The following is a 16659-nucleotide window of genomic DNA, read 5'->3' on the forward strand; positions in this document are numbered from 1 at the left end:
GATGGCGAACAGGGTCCAACGAGCCCATGAGGACGCCGAGTTCGAGTTCATCCTGGCGAGGGCGGACGTTCCGGTGCTCGCGTACTTCTCCGGGGTGTGGCCCAAGGCCGCGGCAGCATGCAAGGAAATGGACCCCCTGGTGCAGGAGGCGGCCGACGCCCACCAGGGCCGACTGATCGTCGTGCGGGCCGACATCGCAAGGTGCCCCGGCCCCGTACGGCGGTACGGCGTCACCGGCGCGCCCTCCTTCGTGCTGATCGACCGGGGCGAGGCGATCGCGGCCACGAGCGGCCCGATGTCCAGGACGGCGCTCGGGGAGTTCCTGGACGCCCACCTGTGAGCAGTCCGCATACCGGTCGGCGACGTGGTGCGTGGTCTTTGGATGGGACTGGACAGCAAAGAACCCCCGGGTCGCTGACCTGGGGGTTCATCATGGAGCGGGTGACGAGAATCGAACTCGCGCTCTAAGCTTGGGAATCACCTGGCACTTGAGTGCTCGGATGACCTCTGACCTGCAGGAAGGGCCATAGATCGCAGGATTTCGACCGCCTTTCCGTGCCCGCTGTTGACCGCTGTTCACCGCCCCTACTGGCACGCAGTGGCACGGAACTTCGTCAGCCCTCCTCGTCGCCGGTCGCTGGTGCCCGTCCCACGATGTCGGACAGGGAGCCCTGGTAGGTGGTGCCGAGCTTGTTGACCACACCTACGGTGGGGCCCGGGCCGTTCCTGAGACGGCTCACGTAGTTCTCGGGCAGCAGGACGCGGTCGCCGACTTCGAGCGGATCGCGCCCGCGCCAGCGGTATCCGTACCCGCCGACCTCCACGACCTGGCAGCCGTTGGCCTCGTACACGCGCCGCGTGCTGTCCAACTGCTCCTCAAGCTCCTTGACGCGTCGTTCCAGCCACTCGACGTGAGACTTGGAGAAGCTCGCACCGCTTTCGCTCCCCGCCGTGTAGCCCTCGCTCCACCCGCGCTGGTGGGCCTCGGCCACGGCCTTGTCCTGCTCGGTGGCGTGCGTGCCGCACGCAACGTCCGAACTTGATATCCGGATCTTGCACGGATTGCCTGAGCGGGTCGGTCGTCCACACGTCCGGTTGGGCTGGTAGGTCATGCCTTGCAGTCCTCTCTGGTACCCCTACTGCGTTGCGTCGCAGGTCTGGCAGCGGCTCACGGCCGCCCGCTCGGTGTTGCCCCGCGTGGCGTGGAGCGGGTAGGAGGGCGCGAGGTCACGCCATGCTCCGGGTGAAGGGGTGAGCACCCAGCCGTAGACGGGTGGTCGGATGTCGGCCGGGACGATGTGTCCGCAGCCGGGAAGGTGGGCCTTGCCGCTCTCGTGGATGATGATCGCAGCCGCCGGCCACGCGTCCCATTCGCTGATGGGCGCGCCGCTGCAAGGCGCACGCGGAGTGCAGTCCGCGCAGTTGTGCATCTCGTGGCGTTCGCAGTACTGCATCGTCCGCTCCCCCGTCAGGTCCGACAAGACAGCCTGCGTGTACTGAGTTGGCAGCACGCCGCGGCACGGGCCGAAAGTCTAGTGGCCTCTGTTCGTGGGTGAATGGGGCGAGTCCTGCCGATCCACCGGTAAGCAGCGCAGAGCCCGCGCCAAGGCCGGCCTGCCGGAGGGCTTCCGCTTCTACGACGTCCTCCACACCGACGCACCCCGTCCACCCCGCCCGGCGCAACCATCAGCGTCGGACGAGGCGCGTCCGGACGTGGAAGGCTGACGACTGGTGGGCGGGGCGGACTGGGACGCGGACAAAGTCCGTGACGACGTGCGCCATTACCTGGTCGAGACCATCGGTGACAGACACGGTGTTCTGATCGTTGGCGACACCGGTTTCCTGAAGAAGGGCCTGCGCTCGGCCGGCGTCCAGCGCCACTTTTCCGGCACGGGGTGGGCCGGTCCGGTGTCCGGTCAGCTCGTGGGCATCAGGACGGTGTCGATGATGTAGACGTTGGCGTTGGCGGTCTTGACGTTGCCGCAGACGACCTTGGCTGAGTCCCCGACGGTGTAGGACTCGCCGGAGCCCGAGGTCGTGACCTTCGTCGTTTCCAGGGTGTCGAACGAGCCCTTCGCAAGGTCGGTGGGGGCGAGCTTCTTGCCGACGACGTGGTACGTGAGGATCTTCGTCAGCTGGGCCTTGTCGTTGAGGACCTTGTCCAAGGTGGCCTTGGGAATCTTGGCGAAGGCGTCGTTGGTCGGCGCGAACACGGTGATGTTCTGGGCATTGTTGAGGGTGTCGACGAGTCCGGCCTTCTGGACCGCGGCCACCAGGGTGGACAGGGCGGGGTTGTTGGAGGCGGCGGTGGCAACGGGGTCCTTGGCCATGCCGTCGAAGGAACCGGAGCCCGTTGTGGGCACCGTCGAACAGGCGGGCCCGAAGGGCTTGTCCATGGACGCGGTGCTTTCGGAGCCCGTGCCGGGGTCGTCAGCGGCGGGGGCGGACGCCTCCTGGGCGGAATCGGACTCGTTGGAGTCGCTGCCGTTGTCGGAACAGGCGCTCAGGGCCAGCGGCAGGACGGCCGCGGCGGCCAGGGCGACGGCGGTACGGCGGAGACGGGTGTTCATGGTGTTTCTCCTGTTGGGCCGAGCGGCATGAGCCGCGTTTCGTGGGGGTCGGGTTGGTTGGGCTCGGAGGTCACTGGACGGTGACGACGACGGAGTGCCAGCCACTGGCGCCGTCAGGCACGGTCTTCGTGCGTTCCTGTGTCTGTATGGCTCCGGTGCGGTCGGTGGCGCGCACGGTGAGGGTGTGACCCCCTTTGCTGGCCTGCCAGGGGAAGGACCACTGGCGCCAGGTGTCGGGGCTGTCCTCGGCGGCGAGACGCGCCTGTTGCCAGGGGCCGTCGTCGACGCGGACCTCGACCTTGTCGATGCCGCGGTGCTGGGCCCAGGCAACCCCGGCGACCATCACGGTGCCGGTCTTCGGCCGTGCGAACGGCCTCGGGGTGTCGATCCGTGACTGCGTCTTGATCGGTGCCCGGCGGGCCCAGCCCCGCTTGACCCAGTAGGGGTCGTAGGCGTCGAAGGTGGTCAGCTCGATGTCCTTGATCCATTTGCAGGCGGAGACGAAGCCGTACAGGCCGGGCACGACCATGCGAACGGGGAAGCCGTGGTCGAAGGGGAGGGGCTCGCCGTTCATGCCGAGGGCGAGGAGGGCGTCGCGGCCGTCCATGACGTCCTCGACCGGGCTCCCGAGCGTCATGCCGTCCACGGAACGGGCCACGAGCTGGTCGGCGGGCCCGCCCTTCGACGGCGGTGTCACCCCGCACTCGGCCAGCAGGTCGGCCAGGCGCACGCCGATCCAGCGCGCGTTGCCGACGTAGGGTCCGCCGACCTCGTTGGACACGCAGGTGAGGGTGATGTTCCGCTCGACCAGGTCACGCCGCAGCAGGTCGTCGAAGGTCAGAGTGACCGGCCGGGTGACGCCTTGGCCGTGGATCCGCAGTCGCCAAGCGGTGGCATCCACCTTGGGCACCACCAGGGCGGTGTCGACGCGGTAGAAGGAACCGTTCGACGTGAGGAAGGGGCTTGTGCCGGCGATCCGCAGGTGAGCGCCGCTGGGCACCGGGGCGGCAGGAGATCCGGGCGCCGGCAGGACGATCCGCTCTCGCGAGGCGACCGCGTCCCGGCCGCTGGAACCGTGCAGGAACCGCCCCAGGGCACCGGCTCCGACGGACGCCGTCGCGGCAGCGCTCGCCGCGATGACGAAACCGCGCCGGTCCCAGCCCTCCGTCGGTTCGGCGACGGACTGCGGACCGGCGACCTGGCGCCGTCGGACGAGACGGCCCGTCAGAACGTAAAGTGCAGCCGCTCCGACGGCCGCGCCCAGCAGGGACGGCAGCGCGTCCAGCGTGCTGCTCGAATCGGGCCGCGTGGTGGCGGCCAGCGCCCCGACGAACCCGAAGAGGAGCACGCCCAACGCTCCCACCCGCCGAAACCGCAACGTGACCATTCCCAGGAGCAGCGCGAAGATAGCCAGCACCGCGAGAATCCCGATTTGCAGCACCAGTTTGTCGTTGGTGCCGAAGTTGCGGATCGCCCAGTCCTTGACCGCGGCCGGTGTGCGGTCGATCGCCGCACCGCCGACCGCGACGATCGGACCGGCCTGGGGTCGCACCGCAGGAGAGACCAACTCGGCGGTGGCAAGGGCGGCGAAGCCCGCCAGACCACCGCTCAGCGCGCCAAGCCACAGACCGGCCCCGCAGGCCCGGCCCTGTGCTTTCTGCTCGTCGTCCCTCACACGGGGAATCCGGTTCCGATCGGCTTGCGGATTGGTCTGCCGCCCGATCGGATGAAGTTGCGCTGTTGACCCATCCGAATCGAGTACCCGCTACGGATGCAACCGCCGTGACAGCCTGGGCAGTCCGCCTGGCATGCGGAAGAACGGATAAGCAACGGACGGTGGAAACGACCGGGGGCACGCCGCACATTGCGACGCGCCCCTGCTTTCGTCAGTTCATGCCCCCTCAGGAACCGGCACGTTGCCGACGCCTACCCTTCAGCACCGCCGCTCCCCTCGGATCTCCCGCGGGGCTCGGACCTCTCACGAGGCGAACTTCATCAAGACCAGCGGAGTGGAGGTGGGTTGTGCCGAGCCTCCCTCGGGTTCGACCGTGATCCCCATGCCCGAGGAACGGCTGACGGCGCCCTGCATCAGTACCGTCTGGTCCGTACGGCCGGGGTCGAGCAGACCGGCGGAGCGCATCGCTTCACCGTCGTCGAACCACAGTTGGTACGTCCTCCCGGTGGGAGGGCGAGGCAGACCGGAGGCAACGAACACGGCCCGGTCCCTGCTGCGGGACACGACCACGCTGCCCGTCGCTCCGCCGCCGAGGTCACCGACGTCGACCTTCGCGTCCGGCGCGGACAGCACGGCGGCGACCTCCGACGCTCCCCGTTCCACGGCCTGCGCACGCCTCTCGGCGTCCTCGGCCCTGTCGAACTGCCACCACGCCGTCCCCCCGAGGGCCGCGACGGCGAGACAGGCCGCCAACGCCCAACGCGACAGGAGACGGGCCTGCGTCGCCCCCCTGCCGAGCGGACGCACCGGTCCCGGCGTGCGAGGAGCCTCTTGTCGGACGGTGGTGATCCGGCGCAGCACCTGTTCACGCATCTCATCGCGGGGCACGGCGGAGGCGGCCGACCCCAGGCGGGCCGCGGTGGCGCACAACTCGGCGCTCTCCCGAGCGCAGGGTTCGCACTCCGTCAGGTGCCGCTCGAACGCCTCACGTTCCTCCTCGGGCAGCGCGCCCAGGGCGTGGGCACCCGTGAGCAGGTGCAGATCGTCGGTGGTCACAGCGACACCCCCAGGCAGTCACGCATCCGGATCAGTCCGTCCCGCAGCCGGGTCTTGACCGTCCCCAACGGCAGTTTCAGGGCCTCGGCCACCTGCCGGTAGGTCAGCCCCCGGTAGTAGGCCAACGTCACCGCCTGCCGCTGGATCTCCGTCAGCGTGCGCAGGCAGCGCCGCACCTGCTCCCGCTCCAGCCGTGCCTCGACCTGCTCGACCACCTCGTCGTACTCCGGAGTCCGCGCCAGCAGCGCCGCCTTGTGGTCCCGTACGGCCGCCGCTTCCACGGACCGCACCCGGTCCACCGCCCGGCGATGTGCCAGGGTCAGGACCCAGTTGAGCGCCGTCCCGCGCTCGGGGACGTACCGAGGAGCGGTGCGCCACACCTCCACGAGGACCTCTTGGGCCACCTCCTCGGACTGTGCCCGATCACGCAGCACCGCCCGCACCACCCCCAGCACCCGGCCCGCCACAGCGTCGTACACCTCACCGAACGCCTCCTCGTCCCCCAGGGCCACCCGCCCCACCAACTCCTCCAGGTCCGGCTCGGTCGACGGATTCCTGCCGATGTACACGGCCTCTTCCACACGGTCCTCCGTGGTCAGCACATCTCCAGATGTAATCCGAGCCCCCGCGGCCCAAGGATTGGTCCAAGCGGCCATTCGTCCGGTCCGTAATGAAGGACAAACGGATCGGACGATCCGCGCTGAGAAAACCCGGAGATCGACTCCCTGTCCGCCCGCGCGAACGGCCCGGACGAGGAGTCCAAGGCCGAGTTGGAGCCTTCCAGGGGAGAGGGATCCCAGGTCATCAGATGGGTAACGCGTTGTGCCCGGACGCCTCCGGCAGTGGAGGCCGCGCTGGATCGACGGACAAGGCGTCGCGGCCACCACTGAACAGCTCCACCTGCGGCTCCTCCGCCTCTGTCTGGAGCCGACCTTCGGTTTGGCAGCCAGTACGTCAATGCCATCAGCCCGCCAAGGTCGGGGCCTGGCGAGCGGAACGACAGAAGGTGACCTGTGAGGACGGACCGGATGGCCCCGTCTCCGTGGGCGAGTGGGGCGCCGCCCTGCGTGCACGAGCCTTCGGCCAGAATCGGTGTCCGAGGGCGCTCAACGCCGTGTGGCGGCGTGCTGTGGATCGGGGCGCAATCTGACGCCCCGTTACGGAACTTGTGGCACGTGGATCGGAAAGGTCTAGACGATAAATGAGGCCCAGGTCGAAGACCTGGGCCTCATTCACAGAGCGGGTGACGAGAATCGAACTCGCGCTCTAAGCTTGGGAATCACCGTCGCTCAGTTCGATCATCTGGTGCCTGACCTGCAAAAATGGCATTTGCAGCGGCGTCTCTCGTTACCCCCCAGGACACCTGTGTTACCGCTGTTTACCGCCCTGAAGGGCACGGATGGGGCACGTCCGGAAGCAACTGAGGCGTTGGCGGATTTTGTGGCGGTCGTCGTGAAGTCGGGACCCCGTGCGGCTGCGGTCCCTTCCGCCGCTTGCAGGCGAGACCGGGCATCGAGCGCGGCATTGGGCGGTCCACTCCCCTACGCGCGGGTGAGACGGGTCCGGTGGGCGTACGCGTCTCCGACCGTCCCGCTCGGACCTGGCGTTACCCGAACAGGGTGGCTACGGCGGCGGTGAGGCCCTGAAGGATGGTGACGACGGCGGCTGCCGGCCCGATGGCGAGACCGAGGTCTTCGAGGTTCTCCCTGACCCGGCGCTCGTCGGGCCTGGGGCTGTTCAGCTCCTCGCCGATGCGCGTGGCCGTGCGTCGTGCCAGATCGGGGTTGCTCAGTTCCCCCGAGTGCTCCTCCAGGGCCGTGTCGAGTTCCGAGAGCTTCGCCAGCGCGGCCTGGAGACCGCTGGCGTCCTGGCCCGTGCCGATATACGACTGCTGCTGGTTCCCGCCGACCCGGCCGGTGTTGACCTGGTTGTTGTTGCCTGTGACGTGCATGCCGCCACTCGTCTCGCGGCCTCGCCAGATGCTCAATGGTCATCCCTTCAGCTGTTCGCTGTCGGTCGTGGTGTTCTTTGTCTGATCGCCGTGCACGGTCCCCGTGTTGACCTGGTTGTGGTCGCCGTTGATGAAGATCTTGGTGACGACCTCCTGCGCTTGGCGTCTGAAGTCGCCGGTGTAGACGCCGTGGTCGTCGAGGAAGGCACCGACGGTGCTGAACATGCGCGACTGGAGGATTGCGATGTGCCGGGCCGCGTCCTCGACCTGATGCATGTCCTCCGGGGTGTCGAGGGCGCAATGCTCGCGGAGGCTGACCGGCTCGCCGGAGTCCTTCTGCTCGGTCTTGTCGAGGACAGCCGCCACCTGCCGCTGGGCGGAGCGTCCCAGCAAGCCACCCATGACCATGTCCAAGGCGCGAACGAGGCCAGCGTGGGTGCGCCGTGCCAGCGCGGCGGTGTCGCCCAGAGCGTGTACCGGCGCCAACACGATCTCCTTGGCGAGATCCTGTCCCTTGACGGACTCGGCGCGGGCCTCGTCCTGGAGAGGGGCCAGGACATGCGGCCGGGTCACGAAGTGGAGCGTCTTGCCCTCCAACGCGGCGTGGGCGAAGACGGTGACGACGATGTCTCCGTTCCAGTCGACGACCTGCGCGGCCAGATAGCGACGTGAGTGGTGGCCTGACGGAGCCTTCCTGCCCTCCTCGATCATTTCCCGTGCTTCCGGCCAGGCTTTATCGAGGACTTTGCGCAGGGCACCGGCCTTGCGGCCAGGTCGGCGTGGGAGCTTCTTCCACCGGGACTGCGGAACGGCGAGCGTCTCAAAGATGTCGCAGTGAGGCAGTGCGTGGGTCTCCACGAGGACACCGCTAAGGTGTTCGAGTTCGTCGCGGACTTTGTCCAGCAGTTCGTCGGCCTCGAACTTGCGGATCCCGGTCGCGGTCTCCTCTTTCCGCACGGCTCCGGCCTCAGTGGGTGGATGGGGCTGTGGGGCCGGGCTTGCGCCGTTGCGCTCGCCCTCTTTCCTGTCGTCGGCACGGCCGGCGGCTGTGAGCTGGATGCGTGGTCCGGTGGCGCGCCAGGCGTCGAGACCGGCACCGACGAAGCGGTTGATCCAGCCTTCCTTCCGGTACGGCGTGCTCTGCCAACTCTCGCTCACCTCGCATTCGGCGATCCGGGCAGCCGCCCGTGGAGCCAGGCGCGGGCGGCTGCCCGGCTTCCTGCGCCGAGGGGCCAGAGAGGAGAGGTAGGCCAGGCAGGTCCAGCGGTCCGCGGTATAGACGGCGGTCAGCAGGAGCACGGTCCACACCGCGACGGCGATGGAGTCCCGAACCGCGAATGCGATAACGGGCGTGTGGGGCCGTAGCTGTGCCCAGGCCAGGTATCCACCTGCTATCACAAGGAGCAAGGGAAGGAGCGAGCTGAAACCCCAGCGCAGTAGGGAGCGAAGGAGCCCCGCCTCCAGGAGGTAGTGGCGGAGGAGCGCCAGGACGACCAGCGCCACCGGGCCCCGCGGATGGCGCACTGCTACCAGGCCAATCGCCCCCACGATCGCGATGCCGCGGAGTCGTAGCTGTCGGTTTGCGGCGACGCTGTGCGTAAGGACGACCGGAAGGCCGAAGCCGAACGAGGGGGCAGGGCGCTTGCGAGCGTTGAGAACGTTGGCCAGCGTCCATCGGACAAGTTCCTCACCGGCAAGCGGTCCCAGATGCTGGATGTCCCGTTTGTTGCGGTCCCTGACGCGGTCCTGCCACTGGCCCATGAGATCGCGTGCCTGGCCGATGCGGTTCACGCGCGTGTGCATGGCGCCCGCGAGCATGCGGGTGACCTCATTCGCGGAAGGCGGCTCGTCCCGCTTCGCGTACGTCGTGCGTAGGGCTCGGTGGCCATCGACCTCGACGGTCTTGGCAGGGCCCTTCTGAAGCGGAATGCCCGGCACCGCTTCGGAGTGATCCGACTCGGCGAGAATCTCGCGGGACGGACCGCTCGCGTCCGAGGTTCGCCAAGGCAGCAAGGACATAATAGGCCACCTCCCCCGAGACCCTCTGCTCTTCAGCGGCCCATCCTGCCCACGAATGATCGGGTCAGTCAGGGAAAGCGCGAGACGCGCCACCAGGACGACATGGGCTCTAGCGAGAAGCCTCACTCGGCGGATCGGCATCACGCCAGGTGAGAAGCGTGGACATCCGCAGCGTGGTTCCCGCACGGGCATCATCATCTTGACCGGTTCCCGCCCCTGAAGGCCATGCCGGCGTCGGTCTGCTGCAGGCTGAGCGGCCTCTGAGCAGAAGCGCTGTCAGAGGCATCGGGGAGACTGCCGTACGTGAAGACGCTTCTGGTGCTGGTAGTTGAACTGGCGGTGCTGTTCGCGCTGTCCGTCTTGTTCTCCTACGTGCCTCTGCGCGCCTGGTGGCGCCGGCGCGTGGTCCAGGAGACCAGGCGTCAAAGGCGTCTCCTGGCGTCCCGGAACGCGGAGGTGCTCCTCGCCAAAGCCCGGGAGGTGTTCCCGGACGTTGTGGTGGGCGGGGTCCCGCCGGGTCACGGACTGCCTCCCGTATGGGTGGTGCGATGGTGGTATTCGGCCCAAGTCGCCATTCCGGTCTACCTGGCGAGCTTGGCTGCCCTCGCGCTCCTCGTGTGGAATGCCGGTGACATCTTCTTCCGGAAGCCTCGCGTGGACCGTCCGGTCAGGATCGGGCCGGATCCGTTGGGCGGCCTGGTCGACAGAGTCCTTGCCGTCCCTGGGGCTGTCCGCGACTGGGAAGGGCCCGCCGAAGCCTTCGACGCATTGCGCGGCATTCTGGTGGTTCTGGTCCTTCTGCTTGCAATACCCCTCATCCGTAGGGTGAGCGCGGCGCTCTCTCACAGCCCGGAACGACAGCGACAACGTGAACGGGCCGAGAGAAAGGCTTGGGGCGGCGGTGACTATCTGCGATGCTGGCCAGTGGTGGTCCTGGTGCTCGCAGCGGTGCAATGCGCGCAGGCGCAGAGGCGGTGGCGTACCGGACGACCGGGGGATGATGTCCCCCGAGTCTCGCTCAAAGCAGCGGAGAATGTCATTTGGCGCGCGCCACAGACTCGCCGTGGCGACGTTCGAAAGCATCACGAGCGCGTCGTCAGCGACCATACGGCGCGCGTGGTAGGCGCGCTCCGCAAGGTTGAGGCCCGACAAGACACCGACCCTGAACAGGCGCTGCGAGAACTCGCGGTGCTGCTGGTGACGATCGCGGAACGCTATGCAGAAGGACGAGTCGGCCAGCTGCTCGACGAAGATCAAATAGGTGACGTTGAACCGGTCGTTCCTCGTGAACGACTGCGGCTTGCGGTGGTGGGATCGCTAGTTGTTCTCACCATGGCGAGTGCCTCGTTGTCGGGGCTCCCCGAGGCCGCTCTCGTGGCTCTACTCCCTGTGGTCGTGATTGGGGCGGCAATCGCGGTTAACCGAGGGAAGGTCCCTACGCCAGGGCAACTGACCGACTTGATCATCCCCCGGTGAGTTGGCTGCTTCGCTGCACTGCTACTACACCGATCACGTAGTGGATGGTCGAGCCCATGAGGCGTCGTAGCAGTCCGCGCAAAGCGCTACACACAGAGTGATGGAGGTGTGCCTCGCCTCCGGGGCGCTGAGCTGGTGGGGTCGATACGTCTAGCGCCTCCGTGAGCCCTGCCCGAGGCTCGGCAGGCGCGGGGTCGTCCTGGCGGCTCGCGGTGGATCCAGCGCAAGGGGGCCGGCGGCGCTGGGAGCGGAACGGTCGAAGACGGCCGGAAACGTCGGCACTGAGGCGGGTCGATTGGTTCGGGGTCCACGGCCCACGTCGGTACGCTGGAGTGCATGTCTACTGCCCCGGTCCGCGTTCGTTTCGCCCCGTCTCCGACCGGCATGTTCCATGTCGGTGGTGCACGGTCCGCTCTCTACAACTGGGCGGTGGCACGACAGTCCGGCGGCACGTTCGTGCTGCGGATCGAGGACACCGACGCGGCCCGGAACAAGCCGGAGTGGATCGACGGGATCATCAACGCGCTCGCGGCGATCGGCATCCACGGCGAGGACGCCGCCTTCGAGGGGCCGTACTTCCAGTCGCACAACGCCGACCGGCACCGGGAAGCGGCCCAGCAGCTCTTCACGGCCGGCCGGGCGTACTACTGCGACTGCACCCGGGAGCAGCTGAAGGAGCGCACCGGGTCGGATCACCTCGGGTACGACGGGTTCTGCCGGGACCGAGGGCTGGCCTTTGAGGAGGGCCGCGCGCTGCGGTTCCGGACGCCGGATGAGGGGGAGACCGTCGTGGTCGACCTGGTCCGCGGGGAGCCGGCGTTCCCGAACAGCGCGATCGAGGACTTCGTGATCGCCCGCGGTGACGGGTCCCCGGTCTTCCTGATCGCGAACGTGGTCGACGACCTGGACGAGGGAATCACGCAGGTCATCCGGGGTGAGGAGCACCTGTCGAACACGCCGAAGCAGCAGCTGCTGTGGGAGGCGCTGGGTGCGAAGCCGCCGGTGTGGGCGCACCTGCCCGTGATCGTGAACGAGAAGCGGCAGAAGCTGTCCAAGCGCCGCGACAAGGTCGCGCTGGAGGACTACCTCGCCGAGGGCTTCCTGCCCGAGGCGATGGTGAACTACCTCATGCTGCTCGGCTGGGGCCCCGGCGATGACCGGGAGATCATGCCGCACGACGAGCTGGAGCGGCTCTTCCGGATCGAGGACGTCAACACCGCGCCGGCCTTCTTCGACGTGAAGAAGCTGACGGCGTTCAACGGCGAGTACATCCGGGCCCTCTCGCCGGAGCAGTTCGCAGGCGCCTGCACGCCGTGGCTCGTCGCCCCTTACGCGCCGTGGGCCCCGGAGGCGTTCGACAAGGCCCTCTTCGAGGCGGCGGCCCCGCTCGCCCAGACCCGACTGGCGCTGCTGTCGGAGATCACCAGCTATGTGGACTTCCTGTTCCTCGACGAGCCTGTCTGGGACGAGGCGTCGTGGAGCAAGGCGATGAAGGCGGGTGCCGACGACGTTCTGGCTGACGCCCGCGCCGAGTTTGCCGCCGCTGCTGACTGGCAGGCGGACGCTTTGAAGGCCGTCCTGCTCGCCGTCGGTGAGAAGCACGGGCTGAAGCTGGGCAAGGCACAGGCGCCGATCCGGGTCGCGGTCACCGGCCGAACGGTCGGACTCCCGCTGTTCGAGTCCATGGAACTGCTCGGCCGGGACCGCGTGCTGGCCCGTTTGGACGCGGCGTCCAAGAAGTTGGCTGCCGCGCAGGCGTAGCCGAAGGTCAGGCGACCTTCGCGAGGAGGTCGCCCCAGGCGTTGCCGAAGTAGTTCAGGTCGAACTGGGCCAGGGTCTCGTACGCGGCTTTGGCCTCGGCCTGGCGTGCCGCCGCACGTTCCCGGACTTGGGCTTGCAGGCGGCTGAGGTCCGGAGCCGGCTGGCCGGTCAGTGCGGCGAGGTCACCCAGACCGGCCACCGGGCGGATCAGGCAAGGCAGGCCCAGCAGCAGGGCCTCGGCAGCGCAGCGGCTCCAGCCCTCCCGCATCCGGGGGAGGAAGACGCCGACATCGCACGCCCGCAGCAGCCGCAGGTACCGCTCGCGCTCCACGTCGTAGTGGGTGCCGTCGAAGCCGATGGTGTTGCTGCCGCTGGTGATCACCCGCAGTCCGGGGGCGCCGGCCAAGGCCGCCGAGACCTCTTCCGTTCCCTTCCAGTGCACGGCCTTGCCCGCGTACACGCCGATCACGCCCGAGGACAAGCCGAACTCGGCGCGGCATTCGTCCCGGTCGAATCCGCGCGCCCGCTCGATCTCCGTCATGTCGAAGGCGTTGTAGATCACCCGTATGTTGCGGACGCCTCGGGCGTGGAGGAAGTCGGCCCAGTACGGGGCGACGCACACCACGGCGGCGCACTGCGGCAGTACCCGGAACAAGTGTTCCCAGAGCATGGCCTCGACGGGGGCGGAGTCGTGCTGCAGGGGCTCGTAGTGGTGGAGGACGAACACCGTGCGCGCCCGCATCTCGGGCGTGAAGAGCAGCAGAGTCAGGTCGTCCCACACGAAGGTGCCGGTGGCACCGTTCAGCGCCCGGACCGTCGGGGCCAGACGGGCGAGGTGGCGGACCTTGCGCCAGCGGCGGGTCCGGTAGGTGCGCTTGTGGTCCGGAACCGTGCGCCACTCCACGTCGTCGGCCATCGCCTCGTGGAGCATCCGCAGGTAGACCCGGCCGCCGGTCCGGCCCACCGGCTCCATCGAGTAGACGACCCTCTTCACGAACCCTCCTGCTGGTGTCGGACGTACTCCGCGTGGAGCAGCGCGTGCATGGCGTCCAGATGAGGGCTGAGGCCGCGGGCGGCCTCAGCGAGCGGGAGGTGGAAGTCGCTCAGGCCCTGGAGGAACCGTCGGCGCCGGTCGATCTTGGGGGAGGCGGCGAGATCCCGCAGGTTGTGGACGCGGTCGGCGAGCCGGACGAGGAGATCCTCGGGCGGGAGCTCGGCCTGCTTCGCGCGCCAGCGGGTCTCGTCGCCGGCGACCTTGGGGCGCTGTTCGAGGCGGTGGTCGGCCGTCATGGCGCGTAGGCGCGCGGTGAACGGGAAGCCGAGGTGTTGGACGAGCAGCGCTTCCGACTCGGGGGCCACCTCCAAGGCGTCGTGGAGGAGGGCCAGGAGGAGGGTCTCGGGGTGGTTGACCCTGATCTCGGTGCGCAGCAGCGTGACGACGGCCAGCGGATGTTCCAGGTACGGGGTGCCCTGGTCGCGGGCGTGACTGTCGTAGACGGTGAGGGCGATGCTGCCGGCGACGCGGGCGCGGGACCGATCGTCCGTGCCCCACGTCGCGGCGCCGAGCACGGTCAGGACGCGGTCCAGGTCGATGGGGTTCATCGGCATCACCTCGTACGGAGGGCCGTGGCACGGCGGTCGGGCACGTCCTCGGCGAGTAGCAGGGTGTCACCGACCGCGAGGGCGTCGAGGCCAAGGTCCGCCGCTGCTGCCACGGCCTGCTCGGCGGTCCTCAGGATCGGGGCGCCCTTGCGGTTGAAGGAGGTGTTCAGCAGCAGCGGCAGTCCGGTGCGCTCGTGGAACCGTTCCAGGAGTTGGCGCAGGCCCTGATGGTCGGCGGCGACAGCCTGGACACGAGCCGTGCCGTCGTGGTGGGTGACCGCGGAGATGCGGTCGGTTCGGCATCGGCGGACGCGGGCGACACGGTTCATGAACGGGTCGCCCGCCGTCATGAACCACTTCGTGGCGTCCTCGGCGAGGACGGCCGGGGCGAAGGGTCGGTAGGCGGCTCGCCTCTTGATCGTGTTGAGCCGGTCTCGCGTGGCGGCGTGGCCGGGGTGGGCGAGGATCGAGCGATGGCCGAGTGCCCGCGGCCCGAATTCGAGCGGGCCCTGCACCCAGCCGACGATGCGGTGCTCCGTGAGCAGCGCGGCCACCGTGGGCGCCAGCGCCGGCCCCAGGTCGGTCAGGGCGCGGTAGCCGGACGGCACCGCTGGCAGGCTTCCCGGGCGTGGGCCCCAGGCCGCATCGGTCGGCACCGGCAGCCGCTCCTGCCCGAGCTGGTAGTGCCAGCCGTACAACGCGGCTCCCACGGCCGTGCCGGCGTCGTGTGGGGCTGGCGCCACGAAGAGGGTGTCGAAGCCACTGTCAGTGGCCAGTTGACCGTTGAGGTGGGAGTTCAGGGCGCACCCGCCGGAGAACACCAACGTCGAAGCGCTGGTGAGCCGTCGCAGGTGGCGGGCGATGTGGATGACCGACGTGGCGAAGACCTCCTGGACGGCGGCGGCCAGGTCCGCCCGGTCGTGTTCCGGCTGCTCCGCGACGTTGTCGGCGGACCAGGCGCGGCCACCGAGTAACAGCGGCGTGCCGCTGTCCGCGGAACCCCAGGGGTGGCTGATGCGGATGTCGCCGTCGTCACCGAGCCGTACGAGTTCGCGGAGCTGGGCTCCGTAGCGCTGGGGATCGCCGAAGGCCGCGAGCGCCATCATGCTGCCCTCGGGCTCGTCGCCGGGCGGGATCACCCGCCGGGCGAGGTTCCGGTAGAAGTGCCCGAGGGAGGAGTGGACGCGCCGGGGTCCGACCGGGCCGGGCACGACGGTCGGCATGCCCTGGTGGAGGCGGTCGATGCGATCGGGCCGCAAGTCGTACCCGGTGATGCGCTCGCGGCCCGGACCGAAGTCGGAGCCGAGGGATGAGCCGCCGGCGTCGATGACGAGGCCCGCCGTGTGCTCGTGGCCGGAGAGCAGGTAGCCGGACAGCACGTGGGCCGTGTGGTGGGAGAGGAGACGGAGGTGCTCGCCGAGCGGGACGGGCAGGAGGGCGGCGAGTTCGTCGCGCTCCTCGGCCAGCCACCAGCCCGCGGCGGGGTTGGGGCGCATGGAGGCGGCCCAGACGGCGTCGACGTCCTCCGGTTGGAGGCCGGCGGCCTCCAGGCACCATTCGAGCGCGCGGGTCGGGGAGGTGAGCGTCCCCTTGCGGGTGGGGTGGTTGTGCTTCACGCCGCTCCAGCGTTCCTCCTCGGCCGCGTAAAGGCGGCCGTCGACGACCAAGGCGGCGCTGGTGTCGTGGTGGAAGTTCAGTCCAAGGACTGCAGGCATGGTTGTGTACCTCCGGTCTGGGAGGGGGCTCAGAGAGTGAGGGCCGGGGCGGGGAGGACGGCGGCGCCGGAGTCGGTGTACTCGTGGCAGCGCAGGCAGAACCGGAAGTGGTGGCTGCGGGGAGCGAAGACCTTGGTCGCGAAGTCCTCGTCCCAGATGCTGAACTCGCTGTCGTCCTTCGCCATGGCGTTGAAGCAGCGGTAGCAGGAGCCGTCCATCTCGATCATCAGGTGCTGGTCGAGGTAGCGGTCGCAGATGCCGTGCAACTCGTTGGCCGGCTGGCCGACGTCGATGTGGTGCACGTGGTTGGTGACGTGGATGGCGCCGTACGTGTCGCACAGCGTCGCGAGCTGCGTGAGGCGGGAGGGGCTGATGCCTTCCAGGACGCTGTTGATGACGACGGTCTTGTCGGCTTCGCGAAGGCGGGGCACGACGGAGTGGACCTCGTCGTAGTTCTCGTGTTCGTCGTCGCAGCCGATGAGGATCTGGTCGTACGAACGGAGGGTGGCCTCCATGATCCGTTTGTTGCGGGCCAGGGTGATGGCGTTCGTGCCCAGGACCATGACCTTGCCCGGCAGACGGGTGCGGGCCGCCTCGCTGAGGGCGGCGAAGTCCCGGTGCACGGTGGGCTCGCCGCCGTTGATGTGCAGCTGCTGGAAGGAGATGGTCTCCAACCGGGTCAGGACGGTGGAGAACAGCTCCTGGGACATGTTCTCGCCCTGGGCACCGTTGGCGAAAATGCAGAAGTCGCAGGACCGGTTGCACTTCGTCGTGATCTTGATCTTGGCCGTCTTCAGGGTTCGGGGCATGGGCACGCGCGTGGGCATGGCGGGA

At 68.7% G+C, this 16659-nt stretch carries 15 protein-coding genes and 1 pseudogene; 4 read left to right on the top strand and 12 right to left on the bottom strand.

Annotated elements, in window-relative coordinates:
* Position 1 precedes the first annotated feature (1 nt).
* Positions 2-340 carry a thioredoxin domain-containing protein gene (locus AB0E05_RS30145; RefSeq protein WP_361969239.1) on the top strand — a complete coding sequence of 113 codons (339 nt, stop codon included), beginning with the start codon at positions 2-4 and terminating at the stop codon, positions 338-340.
* A gap of 274 nt (positions 341-614) precedes the next feature.
* Here AB0E05_RS30145 and AB0E05_RS30150 read toward each other — a convergent pair whose 3' ends face one another.
* Together AB0E05_RS30150 and AB0E05_RS30155 are read right to left on the bottom strand one after the other, a co-directional pair.
* Positions 615-1112: a hypothetical protein gene (locus AB0E05_RS30150; protein WP_361969242.1), complete on the bottom strand. Its 498-nt coding sequence runs from the start codon at positions 1110-1112 to the stop codon at positions 615-617.
* A gap of 24 nt (positions 1113-1136) precedes the next feature.
* On the bottom strand, positions 1137-1481 hold the full coding sequence (locus AB0E05_RS30155; protein WP_361969245.1) for a hypothetical protein: 345 nt from the start codon (positions 1479-1481) through the stop codon (positions 1137-1139).
* A 244-nt stretch (positions 1482-1725) separates the two neighbouring features.
* Here AB0E05_RS30155 and AB0E05_RS30160 point away from each other — a divergent pair.
* A pseudogene (locus tag AB0E05_RS30160) lies at positions 1726-1893 on the top strand (transposase); the annotation flags it as partial.
* 23 nt (positions 1894-1916) lie between these two features.
* Here the strand turns inward: AB0E05_RS30160 and AB0E05_RS30165 are convergent.
* The 6 genes from AB0E05_RS30165 to AB0E05_RS30190 all read right to left on the bottom strand — a co-directional run bounded on the left by AB0E05_RS30165 (position 1917) and on the right by AB0E05_RS30190 (position 9271).
* The gene (locus tag AB0E05_RS30165; RefSeq protein WP_361969248.1) at positions 1917-2570 is read right to left on the bottom strand and encodes a fasciclin domain-containing protein; all 654 of its coding nucleotides are present in this window, start codon (positions 2568-2570) and stop codon (positions 1917-1919) included.
* A gap of 70 nt (positions 2571-2640) precedes the next feature.
* Positions 2641-4245, bottom strand: a complete 1605-nt coding sequence (locus tag AB0E05_RS30170) for a sulfite oxidase (protein WP_361969251.1) — start codon at positions 4243-4245, stop codon at positions 2641-2643.
* A 303-nt stretch (positions 4246-4548) separates the two neighbouring features.
* Positions 4549-5301 (bottom strand): anti-sigma factor, encoded by a 753-nt coding sequence (locus AB0E05_RS30175; RefSeq protein WP_361969254.1) that lies wholly within the window; start codon positions 5299-5301, stop codon positions 4549-4551.
* Positions 5298-5882, bottom strand: coding sequence for a sigma-70 family RNA polymerase sigma factor (locus tag AB0E05_RS30180; RefSeq protein ID WP_361969257.1), 585 nt, complete (start codon positions 5880-5882; stop codon positions 5298-5300). The genes AB0E05_RS30175 and AB0E05_RS30180 overlap by 4 nt, the downstream gene beginning before the upstream one ends.
* A 1025-nt stretch (positions 5883-6907) precedes the next feature.
* Positions 6908-7252, bottom strand: coding sequence for a hypothetical protein (locus tag AB0E05_RS30185; RefSeq protein ID WP_361969260.1), 345 nt, complete (start codon positions 7250-7252; stop codon positions 6908-6910).
* A 39-nt stretch (positions 7253-7291) separates the two neighbouring features.
* Positions 7292-9271 carry a hypothetical protein gene (locus tag AB0E05_RS30190; RefSeq protein ID WP_361969263.1) on the bottom strand — a complete coding sequence of 660 codons (1980 nt, stop codon included), beginning with the start codon at positions 9269-9271 and terminating at the stop codon, positions 7292-7294.
* Between the two features lie 303 nt (positions 9272-9574).
* Here AB0E05_RS30190 and AB0E05_RS30195 point away from each other — a divergent pair, with 303 nt between their 5' ends.
* Positions 9575-10747, top strand: a complete 1173-nt coding sequence (locus AB0E05_RS30195; RefSeq protein ID WP_361969266.1) for a hypothetical protein — start codon at positions 9575-9577, stop codon at positions 10745-10747.
* Between the two features lie 384 nt (positions 10748-11131).
* A complete protein-coding gene (gene gltX / locus AB0E05_RS30200) occupies positions 11132-12508 on the top strand; it encodes a glutamate--tRNA ligase (protein WP_361969379.1) in 1377 nt (458 codons plus the stop codon).
* Positions 12509-12515: 7 nt separating this feature from the next.
* On the opposite strand, the gene AB0E05_RS30205 is transcribed toward gltX, so the two are convergent.
* Genes AB0E05_RS30205 through AB0E05_RS30220 form a run of 4 tightly spaced genes read right to left on the bottom strand, consistent with a single transcriptional unit; the run spans position 12516 to position 16652 of the window.
* Positions 12516-13502: a glycosyltransferase gene (locus tag AB0E05_RS30205; RefSeq protein ID WP_361969268.1), complete on the bottom strand. Its 987-nt coding sequence runs from the start codon at positions 13500-13502 to the stop codon at positions 12516-12518.
* Positions 13499-14110 (bottom strand): HD domain-containing protein, encoded by a 612-nt coding sequence (locus AB0E05_RS30210; RefSeq protein ID WP_361969271.1) that lies wholly within the window; start codon positions 14108-14110, stop codon positions 13499-13501. The genes AB0E05_RS30205 and AB0E05_RS30210 overlap by 4 nt, the downstream gene beginning before the upstream one ends.
* 5 nt (positions 14111-14115) lie before the next feature.
* Positions 14116-15825: a carbamoyltransferase C-terminal domain-containing protein gene (locus AB0E05_RS30215; RefSeq protein ID WP_361969274.1), complete on the bottom strand. Its 1710-nt coding sequence runs from the start codon at positions 15823-15825 to the stop codon at positions 14116-14118.
* Positions 15826-15854: 29 nt separating this feature from the next.
* The gene (locus AB0E05_RS30220) at positions 15855-16652 is read right to left on the bottom strand and encodes a radical SAM protein (protein ID WP_361969277.1); all 798 of its coding nucleotides are present in this window, start codon (positions 16650-16652) and stop codon (positions 15855-15857) included.
* Positions 16653-16659: the final 7 nt, after the last annotated feature.

The organism is Streptomyces sp. NPDC048057 (assembly GCF_040653095.1).
Taxonomy (GTDB): Bacteria; Actinomycetota; Actinomycetes; order Streptomycetales; family Streptomycetaceae; genus Streptomyces.

Coding starts and splice junctions, on each gene's coding strand:
- AB0E05_RS30145 (WP_361969239.1), top strand. CDS start 2: ATGGCGAACAGGGTCCAACGAGCCCATGAGGACGCCGAGTTCGAGTTC.
- AB0E05_RS30150 (WP_361969242.1), bottom strand. CDS start 1,112: ATGACCTACCAGCCCAACCGGACGTGTGGACGACCGACCCGCTCAGGC.
- AB0E05_RS30165 (WP_361969248.1), bottom strand. CDS start 2,570: ATGAACACCCGTCTCCGCCGTACCGCCGTCGCCCTGGCCGCCGCGGCC.
- AB0E05_RS30185 (WP_361969260.1), bottom strand. CDS start 7,252: ATGCACGTCACAGGCAACAACAACCAGGTCAACACCGGCCGGGTCGGC.
- AB0E05_RS30190 (WP_361969263.1), bottom strand. CDS start 9,271: ATGTCCTTGCTGCCTTGGCGAACCTCGGACGCGAGCGGTCCGTCCCGC.
- gltX (WP_361969379.1), top strand. CDS start 11,132: ATGTTCCATGTCGGTGGTGCACGGTCCGCTCTCTACAACTGGGCGGTG.
- AB0E05_RS30210 (WP_361969271.1), bottom strand. CDS start 14,110: ATGAACCCCATCGACCTGGACCGCGTCCTGACCGTGCTCGGCGCCGCG.
- AB0E05_RS30215 (WP_361969274.1), bottom strand. CDS start 15,825: ATGCCTGCAGTCCTTGGACTGAACTTCCACCACGACACCAGCGCCGCC.
- AB0E05_RS30220 (WP_361969277.1), bottom strand. CDS start 16,652: ATGCCCACGCGCGTGCCCATGCCCCGAACCCTGAAGACGGCCAAGATC.